Here is a 21,495-nt window from a genome sequence, read left to right on the forward strand (position 1 = left end):
TCGGGGGCGCCTAGTGGCACGAATTTGAAGTTGTTGCCTGATCGTGCAGCAGTCCCCTTGGGCGGAGCCGTCGTCCACGTCGATCGTTGCGCCGGCTCCTCGTTCTGTCGTGGAAGCGAGCCGAACTAGCGGCGCATCACCCCGAGGCGGACACGACCTACGTCTCCATGGGCATAGTCCCGCGCCCCATCGGGCTCCTCCCCACCGCGGAGCGGCGCACGACGGACGATGTACAACTACGCGGGTAGGTCCCTGGCAAAAGCGCCGGGCACTAGTCCTGACTCAACACTCGACGAGAATCATCAACGAATCTCACTAGTTATTGAAACGGAACTCCACGGAGTGGCGAAAGAAGGCTACCTCACTCAGTTGCAAGCGATTCGAGAAGCCGAAAAGTGTGCCGCAAGGCGTTTCCTGCTCGGAAAGGCAGCCTCCGCAGGCTAGATCGTTCCGCGTCATGAAGAGCTAGCACCGCCGAAGTTCCCCTCAAGTCAGATTCGGACTCATTCTCACAGTCAGTCGCGGAACGAAAACCAACTTAGTACGGTCCCGACTGCAACTAAAACTGTTCCTGCCGAAACTAAATACCATCTTCTAACCGCTGGCGAAGCACGACTTCCTCTTCATCGCTGAGCCCAGCGAGTCTTTCCCCCTGCTGTTCTTCTTCGAATCGCAGCGCATCCGCCAATGTTTCTTTCAACGGGCGAATCTGCAGGCCAGCTTCGTAGGCTGTGGCGCAATCGAGTAGCGCGATGTTGCGAAACTGTTCACCTGGTACCCACAACGGCAACGATTTTGGGCCCATCCACGGGGTTACATCATTAGCGAGAAGCAGTTCATCAGAGCAAGGTCGCTCCGTAGCCTCCGATGCGGTTAACTCACGCGAAATCTTGAACACATCGGACAAGGAAGTAGCAAACCCCGTGGCGTTAAAGGTTCCGAAAGTTCCAACTTCTGCAGACTCAACTATCCAGTCTGCAAGGTCTTTCACATCAATCATAGCGACGGGAAACGCCGGGTCTGGGACGATCACGTTCTCACCCGTGGGATGCGCGAAGCGCCACGGATAGTAACCACTGCGCCCTGTTTCGTCGCCGTAGCCGGCAATCAGACCGGGTCGAACTACCATTACCGACCTATTTATGTTGCGATAAATCGTTTCGCAAGCAGACTTTGCGGCCGGGTACTGCCCCATGTTCTCCATGTAGTAAATTTCAAGCGGAGTGACTACGGAATCAGACTCGGAAGAAATACTTCCTTGGTCCTCATATACGCTGCTCGAAGACACAAATATACGATGCTTGGCCTGGAGTTTCGTCGCCGCATCCCGCGCATGCTTCGGCTGACTCGTCAGATCCACAATGGTGTCCCAAGTTTTCCCCGCAACCTCATCGTACGCACCGTCACGGTCACGGTCTGAACTCACAAATTCGGCTCCGTTGGGAACCTTCCCGTTACCCCGCGCGAGGCAAGTAACTTGATGTCCTCGGTCGATTGCTGCCGCCGCAATGTGTCCTCCAAGGAAACCGGTACCACCGAGCAATAAAAAGTTCATGTCACTAGTTGTACACGAAACCTTCTCACACGTGACCAGTCCTAATCCCAGCGCATCGAAGCTGGAATAAGATGTCAGAGCAGGATTACCCCACCATCTGTCAGAGCTTCTTATTCGGCTAACCTACACGTTGAACTTGAACTCCACCACATCACCGTCGTGCATGATGTAGTCCTTGCCCTCCTGGCGAACCTTGCCCTTGGCCTTCGCCTCGGCAATCGAACCGGCCTCGACCAAGTCGTTGAAGGACACAATTTCAGCCTTAATGAAACCGCGCTCAAAATCAGTGTGAATCACGCCGGCAGCCTGCGGAGCCGTAGCACCCTTCGGAATGGTCCAGGCGCGAGACTCCTTCGGGCCAGCGGTCAGGTAGGTCTGTAGCCCCAGGGTGCGGAAACCAGCGCGAGCAAGCGAATGCAGGCCCGGCTCAGTCTGACCAATTTCGGCCAGCAGCTCATTGCGGGATTCCTCATCCAGCTCCAGCAGGTCTGACTCGGCCTTCGCATCGAGGAATACACAGTCCGCCGGTTCCACAGCAGCGGCCAAATCCGCGCGGCGGTTCTCGTCGGCAAGCACTTCCTCATCAGCGTTGAAGACGTAGAGGAACGGCTTTGCGGTGAGCAAGTGCAGCTCGCGCAGAGCGGAGAGCTTCACGTCATCGGAAGCTGCGAAGAGAGTGCGTCCCTCTTCCAGCACAGCGAGAGCCTGCTTGACGGCTTCAACCTCACCGACCTTTTCCTTATCCTTCTTGGCTTCCTTTTCCAGACGCGGCAGCGCCTTCTCAATAGTCTGGATATCAGCCAGGATGAGCTCGGTTTCAATCACACCGATGTCAGAGGCCGGGTCAACTTTGCCGTCGACATGCACGACATCATCATCATTGAAGACACGGACGACCTGACAGATAGCGTCAGCCTCGCGGATGTTGGCGAGGAACTTGTTACCAAGACCTTCGCCCTCCGATGCACCCTTGACGATGCCGGCGATATCCACAAACGACACCGTAGCCGGAAGAATACGCTCGGAGCCGTAAATTTCGGCGAGCTTATTCAAACGGGGATCGGGAAGCTCCACAACGCCGACGTTTGGCTCGATGGTGGCGAACGGATAATTCGCAGCCAGCACATCGTTGCGCGTCAAGGCGTTAAACAGGGTTGACTTTCCGACATTGGGCAGACCGACGATTCCAAGTGTAAGACTCACATTGCTCATCTTACGGGCTCGGGGAGACAGATTTGAACTCGCCCTAACTTCGTGAAGTTGCCCCCTATCCCCTCCGAACCCCCATAATGAATACGTGAGCAATAAACCCAATGAAGGCGAAGAGTGGACTGCGCAGTCCGAAAAAGACGCTATCGATCACGTAATGGGATCGGAGCCTCTGCGTATAGAACAGTCTCTGTCTATCCCCTCCGATGCCCATAAGTCAGCGGCAACGCAGCCGGATTTGCCGGAAGACGCTGAAAACCTCGATGAGCTTATGAGCGAAAATGACGCCGAATCCATCGACCGCGCCGACGTCATTGGCGAGGGCGCCCGATGGTTCGCAGGTTGGTGCCTGCGTTTCCTCATCACCGCAGCGGCGCTGTACGTCAGCGCTATGATTCTGGGAAAGATTTGGGCTGGCGTTCTGCCGATTCTGTTGGCCCTGATTGTCTCCACGGTGCTGGCTCCGCCCGCCGTGTTCCTGATGAAACACCGCTGGCCCCGCGCACTCTCCGCACTGACGGTCATCCTAGGCGCGCTGGCGCTGCTTGGCGGCGTCGTCGCGTTCCTCGCACCGACTGTGCAGTCGCAGTTCCCCGAATTGCGTCGCCAGTTCACAGATGGCATTCAAGAAGTCCAGAACATCATTCAGGCCCCGCCATTTAACGTCAAGGATGAACAAATCCTCGACGCTCTGGACCAGGGTTCCCAATGGCTCCAGGAGCGCTCCGGCGATATCGCCAACACAGTCTTCCAAGGCATCTCGGTGGTCTCTTCGGTCGCCGTAACCTTGATGGCAATGCTGGTGCTGACGTTCTTCTTCATCAAGGACGGCCAGGACTTCCTGCCATGGCTCCGCCGCCTGACCGGACGTCGCCTCGGCTGGCATCTCACGGAGGTACTCACCCGCTCCTGGAACACGCTGTCGGGCTACATCCGCACGCAGGCTATCGTTTCGCTTATCGACGCGGTCTTCATCGGTGCCGGTCTTGCGATTTTGAATGTGCCGCTGGCAATGGTCCTGGCCGTGGTGACTTTCTTCGCTGGCTTCATTCCTATTGTCGGCGCGTTCACCGCCGGCTTCATTGCGGTGGTTGTCGCACTTGTTGCCAACGGCCTGACCACAGCAATCTTTGTCTTGCTCATCATCATTGCCGTCCAGCAGATTGAGGGCAACATCCTCTCGCCGATTCTGCAGTCCAAGGCTATGGACCTGCACGCCGCAATCGTCCTGTTGGTGGTTCTGCTCGGTGGCGGTATCTTCGGCATCATCGGCGCTTTCCTGGCTGTGCCAGTCACTGCAGTCGTCGCGGTCTGGTTCCGCTACCTCGGCGACCTCACGGATTTGCGAACGGGTGACAAGACCGCAAAGGATATCGAGTTCGCCACGGACGCCGGATCAATCTCCGGCATTCAGATTGAAGCTGCCGGCCGTGCGATGCGCGACCGACTGGCTTCGTTCCGTCTGGGCAGTGATGACTCCGACAGCTCCGCGGAGAGCGCTGTGAAGGCAGATGCTCGCACCGCCGGTAAAGTTTCCCCCGATGCTGGTCCGACCAAGCAGGAAGAGGGAGCGATGACCAAGGCCTTCCACAAGGTCACTGAAGTCGTCTCCGGGCCTTTCTCTAAGAAAAACAAGTAGGGCGAGATTCCAAGACACGGGCAGGCTCTTATACCGGGCTTGCCCGTTTTTATCACTAATAACCGGTAGGATACGCATTCGTGTCGAACAGATCAGCAATAACCCGTAAAGGCAGTGGGAACAAACCCCTGCTTCCACGCGTGCCAATGTTTGTGCCGCCGTTGCTGATGCTTCTGGCCGGCGTTTTTGGTTTGCTCTTTTCTGTTCCCAACGGTTCGCTTGGCAAGCCCTACTTCATTGCTTTTGCCGTGGCTGCTGTGGCCGGAACACTGTTGGTGGTTCCTCGCGGTCTGGTAGTTACCGTCGCTCAAATCCCTATTTTGTTCGCGCTTGTCACCTTTTTCACAGCGTGGTTTACCGGTTCTCTCGCCGATCCCGAAAATGGTGGCGCGACCGCGACGACCTCTAAACGCGCTCGCCTGGTGACCTCCGCATATCCCATCATCCAGCAGTTCCCGTGGCTGCTGATCTTGATGATTATCTGTGTCATCATCGCAGTGTGGCGTTACCTCGAAATCACCCGCACCCAGGAGAAATCCCTCAACACCCAGCGCAAGGCCGCTAAACAACGCCAGCACCGTGACGAAGCCGCTGTCGAATCCAGCTCTCAGGTTCGCCGTCGTCTCGCCGAATCTGATCGCCGCGTAGCTTCTCGCTCTCAGGAACGCCCTGCTTCACGACGTCCCGCTGCGGACATTATCCGAGATGCCGAAGCTCGCCGCCAGGCGCGCCAGCAGGCTGCACGCTCTCGGCAGGAGACTTCTCGTTCTGGTGCCCGACCGGCAGCGAGCGCCAGCTCGGCATCGCGCAACGCCGAGCAACTGCGTGAGCGACCAGTTGACCGCTCTGGGGAGCGCGCCCAGCAGCGCTCGAATTTCGCCCAGCGGGCCCAGCAGCCAACATCCCGTTGGCAGTCTCGCCCGCATCCGGGCCAGGCGCAGTTCACTCAGGATTCCACTTCGCCAAACTCGACCAGACAGCAGCCTCGTCGTCCGATTGAACGGCCAAACGCACCGCAGCGGCCAACGCAGGAGTTTCCCCGTCGTCAAGCGGCAGGAACGGCACGGATGTGGGGAGAACAGTCTTCGCCGGAGTCTCGGTCCGAAAAGCCTCAGCAGAGTCCCGCACGCCCGGGGAGCAACCACCGTCGCACCGAAGAGTGGCCACCGCGACAGCAGCGCCCTCGCCAGGAGCGCATAACCGGGCGCGATAGCAGGTCTCGTTACCGCAAGTAGCTCGGGCTTGCACTTTTACCGTCACAGTTGCCCACAGGAAGATTTAGCCTGTGGGCAACGTGCGTTTATTAGCAGGGCAATCCGCGCCATCGTGTAAGTGTTGATGTATGTCGAAATTGGAAACGTCGGCCGAGAAACCGGTTCAGGTTCGACGCCTGAACCAGTTAGTCAAGGACTACATTGAGCGCCTTGGACAGATTTGGGTCGAGGGGGAAATCGCCCAGGTCAACTCCAAGCCGAGCTGGAAGCTCTCCTACATCACTCTGCGTGACACCTCCGCGGAGTTTTCGGTGTCGGTGACTTGTTCTACGGCGGCTCTGCGCAATAATCCGTTGCGCAACGGCGACCGCGTAGTGGTTTTGGGCAAGCCTGCGTTTTATGCCGGGCGGGGGCAGTTTTCCCTGTGGGCTACGGAGTGGAGACCCGTGGGGTTGGGGCAACTATTGGCGCGGTTGGAACAGCTGCGCCAGGCGCTAGCGGCGGAAGGACTTTTTGATCCACGGCTGAAACGCCCTCTGCCCTATCTCCCCAACAAGATCGGGTTGATTACCGGTCGCGGTTCGGCAGCTGAACGCGATGTGCTTTCGGTCGCGGGTGCCCGCTGGCCCGAAGTGGATTTCCGGGTAATCAACACAATTGTGCAGGGCGCCAAGGCTGTTCCGGAGATTATTGAGGCGCTGGCACAGCTCGACGCCGACCCGGAGGTCGATGTCATCATCGTCGCCCGTGGCGGTGGCAGTGTCGAAGATTTGCTGCCTTTTTCAGATGAGGCTCTGATTCGTGCGGTGAGTAAGGCGACAACACCGGTGGTTTCTGCAATCGGGCACGAGCCGGATACTCCGCTGTTGGATTACGTCGCTGATTTACGTGCTGCCACACCGACGGATGCGGCAAAGAAAACAGTGCCCGATGCTGCTGAGGAACGACGCCTAATTGCACAGCTGCGTGAGCGCTCCTCGGCATCTCTGCGGCGATGGGTTGACCGTGAAGTAGCGACTCTGCGGGATTTGACGTCGCGGCCGGTACTGCGCGATCCGCTCACTCCCATCCGCGTGCGTGAAGAGTTTGTCACGGCGCAAGTGGATCGGCTGCGTTTTCTCATCCACCGCAGTCTGGAACGTGAGGAAGCCGTGGTATCGGGATTGCGCGGCAAGGTTTCAGCACTTGGCCCCTCGGCCACACTCGCTCGCGGCTATGCCATCGTGCAGGCACAATCGGCTACGCAGCCAGAACCACAGATTGTGACCTCTATTGCAGATGCCCCGATGGGTTCCCAACTGCGAATTCGCGTCAGTGACGGCTCCATCTCTGCAGCGACGCTAGCTACGAAGCCGGCTAATTAGTAAGCAATGACTTTTCCAACCTTGAAGCTTTAACTACTAAATGTGAAGGACGTATTCGCTAATGAATGACAATGTTTTCGGCGCGGGTCAGGCTCCCTCTTCGGAGGAACAGGTACCGGTGGAGAACCTGAGCTACGAGCAGGCTCGAGATGCGCTGGTCGAGACCGTCAAGCTCCTAGAACTCGGACAGATGAGCCTGGATGAATCCCTGGCGCTGTGGGAGCGAGGCGAGGCGCTGGCCCGCCGCTGCGAGGAGCATTTGGCTGGCGCCCAGGCAAAGGTTGAAGCCGCCTTGGCCAGCAAGAATCAGGATGTCTCGGCTTCTGCCGAGAATGTGGGCGATGAGGACTAAAAAGAGACGAGAAACGATCGTCAGTTCATATCGTTTCTCGTCTCTTCGCTGATAGCTGAGTTCAGCTATTTTATGGCCCTAGTCGGGATTACCACTCCAGGTGAGTGCTCGACTCGGCCTACTTTGCTGGTGCCGACGGCATCTCGGACGCAGTCTGCTGCGGCTGTGACGAATCCGGCATTGTCGTGTCCGAATCAATTGGCTCGGCCTTCTGCAATGCCGCCGCCAACTGTGTGAACTCCTCGTCGTTGGCAGTGCCCTCGATAATTGCGCGGGAGTCACCGAGGTCCCCAACCCATACGCGACGCACGTTGTCCTCAGCCGGCTCATACTTAGTCCAGGTTGTACCTTCCACGTCAGTAGTACCGTCCCGGAGACGGTTCTTACCATCATCCGGCAGCTGACCTGCTTCCGCATCTGTTTGCGTGACCTGAATGAATGCTCCGCTAGCAGTGACATAGCCAATAATGGTCGTCTGCTTCCCCGCTGCCATACCCGCGCGGGTCGAGTTTGAAGTCCAGCCCTCAGGCACCTTCGGCAGGCGAACTGGATAGTCCACGCGCCGAGCCTCCACGTTCACGAATGGGGCAGCATCGACTTCGTGCACCGGACCGTTTTCCGGCTTCCCGGGGTTAAAACTGCACAGGCCGGTAAAGCCAATGGTGACAGCCACCGCAAGAAACATCACCACGAGGGTGAGAATCATGTCTCGACTGTCCTGCAAAATCCTAGGTTTCTCATTCGCCACGCGCTCAAGTATGCCAAAGGCCCCGCAACGAACCTAGTCATCAGTCGCACCCGCACAGCTGCAGCTAGCAATACTTGATGACGGACGCTGTCGACGTCGTCAAGCGAACTGACGCCGGAACAAACCTTTGATAACCGCGTGATGTGGGGGTTTAGCCCTGAAACTCCCCCCACTTTGGCGCTGCGTCCACCCCCGAACACCAAAAAGGTGGAACACTAGTAACAGATGCAAAGGCGCTAAAACTGATGCGCCAAACATCAATCAATAGAAATTGTTGCAACGCTAAACCCCAGTTTCCTGGCGTGGCGTCTCCCAGCACATTCTCAAACCTCAAAAGAGTTCTAAAAAACGACGGAAGGGCCAGAAGTCAATGAACGCCTCGAATCCTGAAGCACCAGATCGCAACCTTGCGATGGAGCTCGTCCGAGTTACTGAGTCCGCTGCATTGGCGGCTGGTCAGTGGGTCGGTCGTGGTCAGAAGGAAAAGGGCGACGGCGCTGCCGTCGATGCCATGCGTCAGCTCATCAACACCGTGGCTATGAACGGTGTCGTTGTTATTGGCGAGGGCGAAAAGGACGAAGCCCCGATGCTGTTCAACGGCGAAAAGGTCGGCAACGGCCAAGGTCCGGCCGTTGACATCGCGGTTGACCCGATTGACGGCACGACTCTGATGGCAGAGGGCCGCCCGAACTCTATCGCTGTTCTTGCTGCTGCAGACCGCGGTTCCATGTACGACCCGTCGGCTGTGTTCTACATGGATAAGATTGCTGTTGGCCCGGAGGCTGCCGGCAAGATTGACATCGAGGCTCCAGTTGAGCACAACATCAAGGTCGTTGCTAAGGCCAAGGGGCTGCGTCCGGAAGATGTCACTGTTGTCGTGCTGGATCGCCCGCGCCACGCTGACATGATTCGTGACATCCGCGAAGCTGGCGCCAAGGTTCGACTGATTGGCGATGGTGACGTTGCTGGCGCTGTTGCCGCAGCTCAGAACACGAACTCGGTCGATATCATGATGGGCGTCGGCGGCACCCCAGAAGGTGTCATCACCGCATGCGCCATGAAGTGTATGGGCGGCGAGATCCAGGGCAAACTGCATCCGCGCGATGAGGCTGAAATTAAGAAGGCTCTCGACGCTGGGCACGATCTTTCTCGTGTTCTGACCACCGATGACCTGGTCGCATCCGACAACTGCTACTTCGTTGCCACTGGTGTCACCAACGGTGACATGCTGCGCGGTGTCGCTTACCGCGGTAACGGCGCGTGGACCCGCTCGCTGGTTATGCGCTCCAAGTCCGGCACCATTCGTCGCATCGAGGCTTTCCACTCCCTGGAGAAGCTGCGCAAGTACGCCAGCATCGACTACGGCAAGGGCGAGATGCCTGACATCGATCTGTAAGTAACTACCCCTTTAGTGGTGCCCTCAGGGCACCACTTTTTTAACAAACTGATTCATACTTGAAGACGAATGCGCTAACGGTTCTGCATCGCATGAAAATTGCATGCGCAATGAGGGGCCGTTCTGCGCGCACTCAAGTTCCCCTAACTGAAAGAGGCAACGAATGACAGAGCAGCAGTTCCGCATCGAGCACGACACCATGGGCGAGGTTAAGGTTCCGGTTAATGCCCTGTGGCGCGCACAGACTCAGCGTGCAGTTGAGAACTTCCCGATTTCCGGCCGTCCGCTGGAGTCTGCACAGATTCGCGCTATGGGTCTGCTGAAGGCAGCTTGCGCCATCGTCAACAAGGAGCGCGGCCTGCTGTCTGCTGAGCAGGCAGATGCCATCGTCGCCGCTGCCAAGGAAATTGCCGAAGGCAAGCACGATGCTGAGTTCCCGATTGACGTCTTCCAGACCGGTTCGGGCACTTCTTCCAACATGAACACCAACGAAGTCATTGCGTCCATCGCAAAGGCCAACGGCGTTGAGGTTCACCCGAATGACCACGTCAACATGGGTCAGTCTTCCAACGACACCTTCCCGACTGCCACTCACGTCGCAGCAACCGAGGCAGCTGTCAAGGACCTCGTCCCGGGACTGAAGGTTCTGCAGGAGTCCCTGGCTAAGAAGGCCAAGGAATGGGAGACCGTTGTTAAGTCCGGCCGCACTCACCTGATGGACGCTGTCCCGGTGACCCTGGGTCAGGAGTTCTCGGGTTACGCTCGCCAGATTGAGGCTGGCATTGAGCGCATCGAGGCCACCCTGCCGCGTCTGGGCGAGCTGCCAATCGGTGGTACCGCTGTTGGCACCGGCCTGAACACCCCGGCGGACTTCGGTGCCAAGGTCACCGCTGAGCTCGTCGAACTGACCGGCATCAAGGAGCTGCGCGAGGCTCAGAACCACTTCGAGGCTCAGGCTAACCGCGATGCCCTGGTCGAATTCTCCGGCGCTATGCGCACCGTCGCAGTCTCCCTGAACAAGATCGCTAACGACATTCGCTGGATGGGCTCCGGCCCGCTGACCGGCCTTGCTGAGATTCACCTGCCGGATCTGCAGCCGGGTTCCTCCATCATGCCGGGTAAGGTCAACCCGGTTCTGTGTGAGACTGCCACCCAGGTCGCAGCGCAGGTTCTGGGCAACGACACCGCTGTTGAGTTTGCTGGCGCTAACGGCGCATTCGAGCTGAACGTCTTCATCCCGGTCATGGCACGTAACGTGCTGGAGTCCGCTAAGCTGCTGGCGAACACCGCACGCGTCTTCGCCGAGAAGCTGGTGGACGGCATCGAGCCGAACGTTGAGCGTATGAAGACTCTGGCTGAGTCCTCCCCGTCGATTGTGACCCCGCTGAACTCCGCCATCGGCTACGAGAACGCAGCTAAGGTCGCTAAGACTGCTCTGAAGGAAGGTAAGACCATCCGTCAGACTGTTATCGACATGGGCTTCGTCGACGGCGAGAAGCTGACCGAGGAAGAGCTGGACAAGCGCCTCGACGTGCTGGCAATGGCCAACACTGATCGTGACTAGTTCTTTCTGAACTCGAAGGTGTGAGAGCACCTTACGCATAAGACCCCGTAGTCTCACTTCGCTGAAAGACTTCGGGGTCTACTATTTTTTTCCTAAACGTCGGACAAGTTTCAGAGAGTGACTAACTATTCCCACCTATCGCCACACCATCGCATTTCCTCGCCGTTGCGTCGCCGAGTGGTTCTCCCGCCCCGGCGCTGTCACCCGCCTAACACCGGGGCTTCTCCCGATTTCACCGAAATCCGAAGCCGCCAACCTCGCCGACGGCACGACCGTATTCTCCGTGCCGGCTGGCCTCAAATGGATTGCACGTCACGACCCGGCCGGTTTCCTCCCCGGCCAGAGATTCATTGACGAAGTCACCAGCGAACCCTTTCGCCGCATCACGGGGTGGAAGCACACCCACGTTCTCTCCGATACTCCGCTTGACGACGGCAGCGCTGGCACGGTTTTAGAGGACACCGTTGACACCAAGGTTCCGGTACCCGGGTTAGATTCGATGTTCGCCTACCGTGCTACGAAGGTTGCTGGAGACCTTGCGGCCGTCGATAGGCTTTCGGAGTATTTGGGGCATGTGCCGGAGCCGCTGACAGTGGCGATCAGTGGAGCTACGGGGACCATCGGAACGCAGCTGCGCGCGCTACTGACCACGGCCGGACATGAGGTGATTTCGCTGGTGCGCTCACGTGAACAGACGGGTGTGGACAAGCGATATTGGGATACTGCGGCACCCGCAGCTGACTTGCTGGAGGGAGTCGACGCGGTCATCCATCTGGCCGGCGCACCGATTGCGGGGCGCTTCACGGAGGCGCATCTTCGAAAGGTTCGCCATTCCCGTGTCGAACCAACGCGAGCTCTGGCAAAGCTCGTTGCATCTACTGACAGCGTGAAGGTCGCGGTTGGAGCGTCGGCGGTGGGGTTCTACGGTGCGGATCGTGGCCCAGAGGTGCTCACCGAGGACGCTGGCCCTGGCGCGGAGGCGCAGCGTTACGACGGTAGCGCCACCGCGGACAGTCTCTCGGCTATCGTGCGCGATTGGGAAAATGCATGGGATCCCGCTCGCGATGCAGGCAAGCGGGTCGTAAACGTCCGTACTGGTCTCGTGCTTGCTGGTGGCGGCGGACTCTTGCCGCTACTAGCGGGCGTTGTGTTCACCGGACTTGGAGGAAGATTGGGGTCGGGCGAGCAGTGGTTCCCGTGGATTGCTTTGGACGACCTGTTGGACATCTATCACCGGTCGTTGGCAGATTCCGCACTTGCCGGACCTGTCAATGCGGTGGTGCCACTGGCTTCCGGAGTGAATAATGCGGAGTTCACGAGGGTATTGGGAGAGGTCTTGCACCGCCCGACGGCGGTTCCGATTCCTTCACTGGGGCCTGCAGTACTGCTGGGCAAACGCGGTGCTGCGGAGTTGGCTCTCGCGAATCAGAGAGTAGAGGCAGCAGCGCTGCAAAAGGCGGGGCACAGGTTCCGCTTCACTTCGCTTAACGACGCCCTGCGCCACGAGCTATTGAAGGAGACGTAGCCTTCCACCGTGCCTACACAAAACACGAAGGTTGTGTAATTGAATGGCGCGTTGCGACTATCAACAACCCGACCCCTGCGCCTGAGTCCACGGCATCCTGAACAACCCAAAGATGCTCTCTGCATAGGTACTCAAACACCTGTTGACTCATCAACTTGCCATCACATTGCACTCGGTGTAACTTTGCACCTCGTGCAAATTGATGAGAATACCTATCACAGATTGGACCCGGGCCAACACCCCGAGTGCGGTCTCCGGGAGCTCAAAAGGTTTCAAACACACTGCGCTTTGGCCGATGCCGCGACCGCTCTTGTGCTGGATTACGGATACGACCAAGTCAACATCGAAGACATCTGTCAGCGGGTCAATATCAGTCGACGCACATTCTTCAATTACTTCGACTCCAAGGATCAAGCCATCTTCGGCAACGGCATCATGTCATTCGATGCTGACGATGAAGAGGTATTCCTCGCCCAAACGCACCAAGACCCCATCGCGGACATGCTCGATTTCATCGAGAAAAAGCAGCAATCCCAGCTACTCCGATATAAAGAGCTGGGGGCAACCGAAGAGTTTCACCGTCTGCTCAAGGAGCGTATCCGCGAGATTTTGCGCAATGAGCCAAAGCTATCGACGGTTGTCATTTCGAATTTTGGCAACTCAATGCGCCGCGTCCGTTCTGCCTTTGAGCGCTATTTCGAGATGAATCCACAGTCACGCACGCACCCCGAGCTGCCCGTCGGGCACGAGGTAGCACTGTCGGTCGGTTTCGTCCGCGAATGCGTGCTGTACTCATCGGCTCATCGGGACGAATTCACAACAGATACACCGCTTCACGACGCCGCCGACGTCGTTAAAAATTTCTGGAGGAGGAATAGTGACAGCTAGCAACACCACTGCTCAAGATCAAACCGACACCACGGTTTCAGACAACAAGTCCCACTTGGGAATCATTTTCTTCGCGCTCATTCTCACCATGCTGATGAGCTCGCTGGGGCAGATGATTTTCGCCACCGCCTTGCCGACCATCGTCGGCGAGCTCGGCGGAGTTGACCACATGTCGTGGGTTATTTCTGCATTCCTGTTGGCACAGACTGTGGCAATGCCGATTGTCGGCAAGCTCGGTGACATGATTGGGCGCAAGGGCCTGTTCATGATGGGCATCGCGCTGTTCATGGTCGGTTCCGTCATGGGTGCAATCACCAACTCCATGAGCCTGCTCATCGCCGCCCGCGCCTTTCAGGGATTTGCTGGCGGTACATTGATGGTTTCCTCGCAGGCCATCCTGGCCGAGGTTATTCCCGCACGCCAGCGCGGTAAGTACATGGGCATCATGGGTGCTGTGTTCGGTCTGAGTTCCGTGCTGGGACCAGTGCTGGGAGGCTGGTTCACCGACGGCCCGGGCTGGCGCTGGGGCCTGTGGATCAACGTCCCGATGGGCGTGGTTGCACTATCGGCAGCTGCAGCCTTCCTGAAGCTGCCCCGACGCCAGAGTGAAGGAAACTTCGACTACATCGGCACGATGTTCTTGACTGCCGCTGCCTCGACGCTAATTCTCACCACCACGTGGGGCGGTACACAGTACGACTGGAACTCCGGAGTCATCATCTCGCTTATCGTTGCCTCCGTGGTTTCCTGGGTGCTGTTCTTCCTCACCGAGACTCGTGTTTCCAACCCACTGATTCCGACGCACTTGTTTAATAACCGGAACTTCGTGCTCACGACTGTGTCGGGTCTCATTCTGGGTATCGCGATGTTCGGCACTATGGCCTATATTCCGACCTACCTGCAGATGGTGCACTCAATGTCACCGACCGCTGCAGGCTTGATGATGACGCCGATGATGGTCGGCATGCTGCTCACCTCAATTGGCGTTGGCCAGATTATTTCGCGGACTGGTAAGTATCGCTTCTACCCCTTCGTCGGCCTGATGATTATGGCTGTCTCCCTCTACTTGCTGTCCACGCTGGAGACCACCACCCCGCTGTGGCAGGTTGGTGTTTACCTGTTCATCATGGGCTTCGGCCTGGGCACCGGCATGCAGGTTCTGGTTCTCATCGTGCAGAACTCCTTCCCGGTCGCCATGGTCGGTACCGCTACCGCTGCGAATAACTTCTTCCGCCAGATTGGTGGTGCGGTCGGTTCCTCCATTGTGGGTTCGATTTTCATCCACCGCATGAAGGACCTGGCAGGCGAACGCGTTCCGGCGGCTATCGAACAGATCAAGGCCGCATCACCGGAGGCTGCAGCAGAGTTCGCAAAGCAGATGGGCCCGGAGGGCTTTTCCTCTAAGTCGATTGGTTCACTGACGCCGCACGTCCTAGATAGCATGCCGGCGCCAATCCACGAAGCGCTGATCTCCAGCTACAACGATGGTTTGACGCCGATCTTCTTGGTACTAATGCCAGTGATTATTCTGGCAGCAATCATTGTGTTCTTTGTTCGCGAGGATCCGTTGAAGGAAACCGTCGAATAATTAATTCGCGGGAGCCGCGGCTCCCGGCAGCTATGCCCCCACCTGGCCGTCGGCGCGGTCGAGCTTGTCCAGAATCGGACGGTTCGGCTCACCGGCGGCTTCTGCTTCTTCCTGGACGCGCTTCAGTGCGCGCTCCTCTGGCTTTTCCAGGAGCTTTTCCAAAATAATGACATCGCGCCACTGCCCCGCCATTGGGCCGTAGGTCATCTTTGCCATGTGGTGGTAAATCCCCACTTCACGGAAGCCGAGCTTTCGATGCAGCTTTAACGATCCCACATTCTCCGGGAAGACCCACGAGTGAATCGACCAGCAGTCGAGCTCCGTGGCATCGTCGATAAGCTTCTGCAGCAGCGTCGCCGCCAGCCCCATGCCCTGCCCGTCAGGATGGACGTAGATGGAGTCTTCGATGACGCCATTGAAAATCGGGCGCTTGGATACCGGCGCTGCCGATGCCCAAGCCAGAATCTTGTCCGGGTTTTCTGCGTCGACGGCGACGTAACACAAATCCACTCGTTTGAGTGCGATGAATTCGTCCCACTCGGGAGCGGAGTGCTCCCAGGACGCGTGCCCCGTATCCAGGCCAATCTCGTAGATCTCTTGGATCTGTGGATAGTCCTCTTCACGCATCATTCGAATCGTGAAATCGCGCTTCTTTTCAGCCATAACTACAAGTGTGGCTAATTTTTCCGCGCGCGTCGAACGAAACGGCAAAAATATTGTAAAAAGATTACTTTCGCCTGCGCGGTCGCCCGTTTCCGCCGCTGCTTCGACGTCCGCTACGGCCACTGCGCGCATGCTTTACGACGGCCCCAGCGCGCTGCCGGCGGGCTTGCTTAGCAAGCGTCTTTTCTCTGGCCGACAACTTCTTCGGCTGCTCGTCAGCCTTCTTGCGCCCCAACTGCGTGCGTGTCGAGCCCTCCCTGCGCCCCTGGACAATGCCGACGAACTCCTGCCGGAGCTCGTCGTCCTCTACTTTCGGCCACACCAACCAAATAGCTGTCCGAGACAGCGGTTCCGTGGCGCCTTCCTCGGCCACCAAGTTCGATGAGGCCACCGCCTTCTTCGACAGCGCCTTCAAAATCGTGCGAGGTCCCACCACGACACCTGCACCAGTGGCCGCAACGGGCAGCATCTGTCGCAGCTCATCCGCATCCACGGAGGTCAGCAGCACAGTTTCGTCCGCCAACAGCTCCTCCGGCACGGACTCTGTGAGGGAGAACACGTGCTCTTTCTCGAAGGCCACGCCCCAGGCTTCGTCGTAAAGCCGGATGCGATGGAGCGACTCGGGCAGCGAGCTTTCGGACTCTAACCGAACCAGCGCCATGTCAGCGGCGCCGCCGACCAGGTCGGACATCGGATCGTCGGCGGCGTGGGTGTGCAGTGTTGCCGGAATTCGATCCCTAAAGCGGCGAAACCACTTCTCGGGACTGGTGCCGGTGGCGAACACGATGCGCAGGACGGCGGGTTCAGGAGTCGACATACTCCGCAAGGTTACTCGAATGGGTGCTAGCGTTGAACCCATGAAACCCCTAACCGCAGCCAAAAAACTTGGCATTTTCCTCCCGGCCACACCCGAGGAATTTCGCACTGGTGAGATTTCGCACGCGCAGTTTGCCGAACTGCAATCCAATCCGCCGGAATGGCTCGCTGAGCTACGCCGCAACGGACCGCACCCGCGTCCAGAAGTTGCCCGCAAGCTGGGCATCACTATCACGGCGTTGAAGAAGAACGACATGGACAAGCCGCTGACAACGGCGGAGATTAAGGATTTGCTCGAGCAGATGCCGGAGTGGCTGGAGGCCGCTCGTGAGTCCATGGCGAAGCAGCGCGTGGAAGCCGCTGAGGCAGAGGCCAAGAAGGACGACGGCCCTGGTCGGGCTGCCGCTGAAGCTGCTCGCAACGCCGAGAATTAGCAGACACAGCTGGCACAGCTGACACAGCCAACACCTTCAAGGAGGATCTCGTGGCCATCGACTACACCGCACATGCAATCAACCACAAGGACAACGGTACGGTTGTCCTGATTGGCTCGCTGGGCACCACACAGGAGATGTGGGAGCCCCAGGTAGCCGCTTTGAGCGAAAAGTACCAGGTCATCACGCCAGATGTCCGCGGCCATGGCGATTCCCCTATCCCCGAGGGTGAGTGGGACATGAGCCACTTGGCCGCCGACATCATCGAGGTCCTCGATGAGGAGGATGTTGACCGTGCACATTTTGTGGGACTATCTCTCGGCGGCGCTATCGCCCAGACCATCGCACTAGAACACGCCGATCGCGTGGTCAGTCTGACACTGTCGTCGACGGCGCCGAAATTCGGCACACCCGAGGCCTGGCAGGAAAAGGCCCAGCTCGTGCGTGACAAGGGCACAGGCGCGCTCGCGGACACTGTCGTCCGCAACTGGTTTACCGACGAGTGCTTCGACACTACCCCTGAGCTCCCCGCCCGCTTCCGCGACATGATCGCAGATTGCCCCGATGACGGCTACATCGGCGCCTGCGGAGCACTCTCTCGCTTCGACACCCGCGAGCGCCTCGCCGAGATCACCGCTCCGACGCTGGTCATCGCCGGTAAGCAGGACACCTCTACGTCTCTCGACGTCGTCACTTCGCTTCACGACGGCATCGCGGGCTCGACCATGGTCGTCATTTCGCCGGCCAAGCACCTGCTCAACCAGGAAACCCCGGAGTACTACAACTCGGCCCTGCTGGCGCACATTGATGGGATTGCCGACTAGCGCCTAATCGCAGCAATAAAAAATAAAAATAACGCGACCTGCTCGCTGTCCATTCCACGGGGACGGCGCACAGGTCGCGTCATTTTTTCGAGTGCAATTGGAGGTTGCTATGACTGCAGTGGAAGAAGCTCGGATAATCAAGGGAACCGGTCTCCACCTGATGCTCATACTAACTACCACCAGCACTAATGGGAATAAGAAAACGAGAATGTTTCGTTAATCACCCCCATGATGACCATCCAAAACGCCTACCCTATCCACCCCAAAGCCCCAGGGTCCCGTCTGTCAGATATGACAAAAATAGCCATTCACCTGGCTCTGTAGGTTAGCATTACCTAACATTGCCGACTGTCGGGGACAGTCTGGATTCAATAGCACCCCCAACCGCAACGGGGGTAGTTTTCCGGGAAGGTTGGGCACAATATCCGTCGTCAAGCGATTTCACGTCATCAATCGGGAAAAAACTTTTAAAAAAACAAGTGTCTCTCATCACACTCATGCATAATGGGGTACAACAGTCATAGTCACTATGACGATGAACCGAGGCCATCGCGTTTATCTGCAGCGTTTATCTGCGACGTACGAAAAGGCCTTAAGACAAAAATTCCACGACAATATTTCTAGGAGCATGTCATGAAGGACTTTCTGCCCCGTACTCACTTCGAAGAAGAGCACAACATGTTCCGCGACATGGTTCGCGGCTTCGTCGAGAAGGAAATCACCCCGAACGTAGAGCGCTGGCACAAGGAAGGTCAGCCGGACCGCGAAATCTTCAAGAAGGCCGGTGAGCTGGGCCTGATTGGTATGTCCACCCCGGAGGCATACGGCGGCGGCGGAGAGATGGACTTCCGCTACAACCAGGTCCTGAACGAGGAGCTCTCCAACGCTGACTGTGGCTCCATCGTCGTTTCCTTCGGCGTTCTCAACGACCTGGTCGCTCCGTACCTGGCCAAGTTCGGTAACGAAGAGCAGAAGCAGAAGTACCTGGCTTCCATGAACGCCGGCGACACCATCGGCTGCCTCGCTATGACCGAGCCGGGCGCCGGTTCTGACCTGGCAGGTATGCGCACCTTCGCCAAGAAGGACGGCGACCACTACGTCCTCAACGGCACCAAGATCTTCATCTCCAACGGCATGATGGCCGACTTCGCTCTCGTCGCAGCTATCACCGACCCATCCAAGGGCCGCGCTGGCGTCTCCATGTTCATCGTCGACGCTGATCTCGAGGGCTTCACCAAGGCTGGCCCGCTGCAGAAGGTCGGCCTGAAGGCTCAGGACACCGCTGAGCTCAACTTCGACAACGTCCGCGTTCCGGCCGAGAACTTGCTCGGCGAAGAGGGCGCTGCCTTCGGCTACCTGCGCACCAACCTCGCTCACGAGCGCCTGACCCTGGCTTGCGGCTCTGTCGCAACTTCCCGCCGCGCCTGGACCCTGGCTTACAAGTACGCTCAGGAGCGCGAGGCATTCGGTCGCCCGATCATCCAGCACCAGGTCCACGGCCACTACCTGGCTGACATTGCCACCCGCGTCACCGCCCTGCAGGCTTTCGTTGACCAGGCTGTTATGGCTCACAACGCAGGCCAGCTGGACGAGACCGGCGCTTCCATGGCCAAGTACTGGACCACCGAGGAACAGCAGGATATCGTTACCCGCTGCCTGCAGATGTTCGGTGGCTACGGCTTCATGCTCGAGTACCCAATCTCCACTCACTACCTCGACTCCAAGGTCCAGACCATTTACGGTGGCACCAACGAGATCATGAAGGAGATCATCTTCCGTCGTATCGCCAAGGGCGGCGCAGAGTAAACAGCTCACGTCGGCCTAGCCGATTCGCCCCAAACCCCGTCAGGTCTTCCTGGCGGGGTTTTTGCATACCTCAAAGTAGGTGGCTGGCGATTATTTACGAGGCTGGATTAGAGCTCCCTTCCCCTGTGCCATACCCCTCACCAAAAAACATTACCCCCTACAAAACCGAAACTATACAATGAGATACCCATCTCATATACTAAGATTCTGTTAGGTAATGGTGATGCACTTCACCAAATTCCCTCCTAGGCCGCGCGAGCGCGTGACCGGAGATGAAGGATTGGAGTTCCAGAGGTATGAGCACAACCAACTCGACCGCTACCCCTCAGCGAAGGGAGGTGTTTTCCACCCGAGCAGCCTTCATTTTCGCCGCTATCGGCTCGGCAGTCGGGCTTGGAAACATCTGGCGTTTCCCCTATGTCGCGTATGACTCCGGCGGTGGCGCTTTCCTTATCCCCTACCTGGTCGCACTTCTGACCGCAGGTATCCCACTGCTCTTCCTCGACTTCGCCATCGGACACCGCTTCCGCGGGTCCGCACCGAAGTCGATGCGTCGCATCAAGCCCTGGGCTGAGCCAATTGGCTGGATTCAGGTCGGTATCGCCTTCTTCATTACCGTCTACTACGCCGTTATTATCGCGTGGTCCTTCATCTACGCCTGGAAGTCCATCCGCAAGAGCTGGGGCCCAGATGCCGAGACCCACTTCATGAAGGACTTCCTCCAAGTAGACACCGAGAGCGTCTTCTCTCTGGACTTCGTCCCCTCGATTTCCATCGTCCTGCTCATTGTCTGGGTACTCGTCATCGGCATTCTGGCCGCTGGTGTGGACAAGGGCATCGGCAAGGTCTCGATTATCTTCATCCCACTGTTGACCATCCTCTTCGTCGCAGTGGTCATCTACTCCCTGACGCTCGACGGCGCTGCAAAGGGCCTGGACGCATTCTTCACCCCAGACTGGTCCGCACTCACTGACTCCAGCGTATGGATTGCCGCCTACGGCCAGATCTTCTTCTCCCTGTCCGTGGCCTTCGGCATTATGCTGACCTACGCCTCCTACCTGAAGCCACGCACGAACCTCACCGGTTCCGGCCTGGTCACCGCGTTCGCAAACTCCTCCTTCGAGGTTCTCGCCGGTATCGGTGTCTTCGCCACCCTGGGCTTCATGGCGGCGCAGTCGGGTCAGGCCGTTGACGAGGTCGCAACCTCCGGTATTGGTCTTGCCTTCATCGCCTTCCCGACGGTCATCTCTGAGATGCCAAAGCTCATCGGCTCCGTCTTCGGCCTGCTGTTCTTCCTCTCCCTGGCAATCGCCGGTGTGACCTCCCTGATGTCGCTGCTCGAGGTCGTCGTCTCCGCAGTCAAGGACAAGCTGAACCTCGGCCGCGTCCAGGCCACCCTCACCGTCGGCGGCGCCATGGCCGTCATCTCGCTGCTGGCCTTCCCGACCACCTCAGGTCTGGTAACCCTCGACATCGTAGATAAGTTCACCAACAACGTCGGCATCGTCCTGGTTGCACTGCTGACCATCATCGCAATCGACTGGATCCTGCGCCGCACCAACGAGTTCGCCATGCACCTCAACGCCGTCTCCTCGTTCAAGGTCGGCACCATGTGGCAGATCTTCGTCGGAAACATCACGCCGGTCATTCTCGCCGTCATCCTGTTCCAGGAGCTCATTGGACTTTTCCGGGAAAACTACGAAGGCTACTCCGACACCCAAATCGACATCTTTGGCTGGGGTGTCATCGGCGTGATTCTCATCGGCGCTCTGATTATGGCCATCCTGCCTTGGCGCGGCCAACACCGTCTCGATGGCCCTCCGGGCTCGGACTTCGGTGTGACGCCAGATTTCAAGCGGTCCTCACACCTGCCACGCAAGCACACTCCGGAAACCGAGGAGGTTTAAGCC

At 58.1% G+C, this 21,495-nt stretch carries 18 protein-coding genes; 13 read left to right on the top strand and 5 right to left on the bottom strand.

What is annotated here, in order from left to right; translation table 11 throughout:
* Positions 1 to 580: 580 nt before the first annotated feature.
* A complete protein-coding gene (locus tag HMPREF1206_RS09865; RefSeq protein ID WP_016423166.1) occupies positions 581 to 1,555 on the bottom strand; it encodes an NAD-dependent epimerase/dehydratase family protein in 975 nt (324 codons plus the stop codon).
* A gap of 123 nt (positions 1,556 to 1,678) precedes the next feature.
* Complete coding sequence (gene ychF / locus HMPREF1206_RS09870) at positions 1,679 to 2,758, bottom strand: redox-regulated ATPase YchF (RefSeq protein ID WP_042389448.1); 1,080 nt, start codon at positions 2,756 to 2,758, stop codon at positions 1,679 to 1,681.
* A 94-nt stretch (positions 2,759 to 2,852) separates the two neighbouring features.
* On the opposite strand from ychF, the gene HMPREF1206_RS09875 reads away from it, so the two are divergent.
* The 4 genes from HMPREF1206_RS09875 (at position 2,853) to HMPREF1206_RS09890 (ending at position 7,333) form a co-directional block, all read left to right on the top strand.
* Positions 2,853 to 4,403, top strand: a complete 1,551-nt coding sequence (locus HMPREF1206_RS09875; RefSeq protein WP_016423168.1) for an AI-2E family transporter — start codon at positions 2,853 to 2,855, stop codon at positions 4,401 to 4,403.
* An 80-nt stretch (positions 4,404 to 4,483) separates the two neighbouring features.
* Positions 4,484 to 5,638, top strand: coding sequence for a DUF6542 domain-containing protein (locus tag HMPREF1206_RS09880; RefSeq protein ID WP_016423169.1), 1,155 nt, complete (start codon positions 4,484 to 4,486; stop codon positions 5,636 to 5,638).
* Between the two features lie 107 nt (positions 5,639 to 5,745).
* Positions 5,746 to 6,981, top strand: a complete 1,236-nt coding sequence (gene xseA, locus HMPREF1206_RS09885; protein ID WP_016423170.1) for an exodeoxyribonuclease VII large subunit — start codon at positions 5,746 to 5,748, stop codon at positions 6,979 to 6,981.
* A gap of 61 nt (positions 6,982 to 7,042) precedes the next feature.
* Positions 7,043 to 7,333: an exodeoxyribonuclease VII small subunit gene (locus HMPREF1206_RS09890; protein WP_016423171.1), complete on the top strand. Its 291-nt coding sequence runs from the start codon at positions 7,043 to 7,045 to the stop codon at positions 7,331 to 7,333.
* Between the two features lie 118 nt (positions 7,334 to 7,451).
* Here the strand turns inward: HMPREF1206_RS09890 and HMPREF1206_RS09895 are convergent, their stop codons facing one another.
* Positions 7,452 to 8,081, bottom strand: a complete 630-nt coding sequence (locus tag HMPREF1206_RS09895; protein ID WP_081636727.1) for a DUF4245 domain-containing protein — start codon at positions 8,079 to 8,081, stop codon at positions 7,452 to 7,454.
* 370 nt (positions 8,082 to 8,451) lie between these two features.
* Between HMPREF1206_RS09895 and glpX the strand changes: the two genes are divergently transcribed.
* From glpX to HMPREF1206_RS09920, 5 genes are all read left to right on the top strand, one after another.
* Complete coding sequence (gene glpX, locus HMPREF1206_RS09900; protein ID WP_005510610.1) at positions 8,452 to 9,477, top strand: class II fructose-bisphosphatase; 1,026 nt, start codon at positions 8,452 to 8,454, stop codon at positions 9,475 to 9,477.
* A 163-nt stretch (positions 9,478 to 9,640) separates the two neighbouring features.
* Positions 9,641 to 11,041, top strand: a complete 1,401-nt coding sequence (locus tag HMPREF1206_RS09905; RefSeq protein WP_016423173.1) for a class II fumarate hydratase — start codon at positions 9,641 to 9,643, stop codon at positions 11,039 to 11,041.
* A 283-nt stretch (positions 11,042 to 11,324) separates the two neighbouring features.
* Positions 11,325 to 12,566, top strand: coding sequence for a TIGR01777 family oxidoreductase (locus HMPREF1206_RS09910; RefSeq protein WP_016423174.1), 1,242 nt, complete (start codon positions 11,325 to 11,327; stop codon positions 12,564 to 12,566).
* A 192-nt stretch (positions 12,567 to 12,758) separates the two neighbouring features.
* Positions 12,759 to 13,454, top strand: coding sequence for a TetR/AcrR family transcriptional regulator (locus HMPREF1206_RS09915; protein WP_016423175.1), 696 nt, complete (start codon positions 12,759 to 12,761; stop codon positions 13,452 to 13,454).
* Complete coding sequence (locus HMPREF1206_RS09920; RefSeq protein ID WP_016423176.1) at positions 13,444 to 15,042, top strand: MDR family MFS transporter; 1,599 nt, start codon at positions 13,444 to 13,446, stop codon at positions 15,040 to 15,042. The genes HMPREF1206_RS09915 and HMPREF1206_RS09920 overlap by 11 nt, the downstream gene beginning before the upstream one ends.
* A 30-nt stretch (positions 15,043 to 15,072) precedes the next feature.
* Here HMPREF1206_RS09920 and HMPREF1206_RS09925 read toward each other — a convergent pair whose 3' ends face one another.
* Together HMPREF1206_RS09925 and HMPREF1206_RS09930 are read right to left on the bottom strand one after the other, a co-directional pair.
* Complete coding sequence (locus HMPREF1206_RS09925; protein ID WP_016423177.1) at positions 15,073 to 15,705, bottom strand: GNAT family N-acetyltransferase; 633 nt, start codon at positions 15,703 to 15,705, stop codon at positions 15,073 to 15,075.
* Between the two features lie 64 nt (positions 15,706 to 15,769).
* Positions 15,770 to 16,522: a hypothetical protein gene (locus HMPREF1206_RS09930; RefSeq protein WP_016423178.1), complete on the bottom strand. Its 753-nt coding sequence runs from the start codon at positions 16,520 to 16,522 to the stop codon at positions 15,770 to 15,772.
* A gap of 40 nt (positions 16,523 to 16,562) precedes the next feature.
* Here HMPREF1206_RS09930 and HMPREF1206_RS09935 point away from each other — a divergent pair, with 40 nt between their 5' ends.
* The 4 genes from HMPREF1206_RS09935 (at position 16,563) to HMPREF1206_RS09950 (ending at position 21,492) form a co-directional block, all read left to right on the top strand.
* A complete protein-coding gene (locus HMPREF1206_RS09935; protein ID WP_042389451.1) occupies positions 16,563 to 16,955 on the top strand; it encodes a DUF5997 family protein in 393 nt (130 codons plus the stop codon).
* A gap of 50 nt (positions 16,956 to 17,005) precedes the next feature.
* On the top strand, positions 17,006 to 17,779 hold the full coding sequence (locus HMPREF1206_RS09940) for an alpha/beta fold hydrolase (protein WP_016423180.1): 774 nt from the start codon (positions 17,006 to 17,008) through the stop codon (positions 17,777 to 17,779).
* Between the two features lie 633 nt (positions 17,780 to 18,412).
* Positions 18,413 to 19,585 (top strand): acyl-CoA dehydrogenase family protein, encoded by a 1,173-nt coding sequence (locus HMPREF1206_RS09945; protein WP_005510658.1) that lies wholly within the window; start codon positions 18,413 to 18,415, stop codon positions 19,583 to 19,585.
* A 296-nt stretch (positions 19,586 to 19,881) separates the two neighbouring features.
* On the top strand, positions 19,882 to 21,492 hold the full coding sequence (locus HMPREF1206_RS09950) for a sodium-dependent transporter (RefSeq protein ID WP_016423181.1): 1,611 nt from the start codon (positions 19,882 to 19,884) through the stop codon (positions 21,490 to 21,492).
* Positions 21,493 to 21,495 lie beyond the last annotated feature (3 nt).

Source organism: Corynebacterium sp. HFH0082, assembly GCF_000411235.1.
GTDB classification, from domain to species: Bacteria; Actinomycetota; Actinomycetes; order Mycobacteriales; family Mycobacteriaceae; genus Corynebacterium; species Corynebacterium jeikeium_D.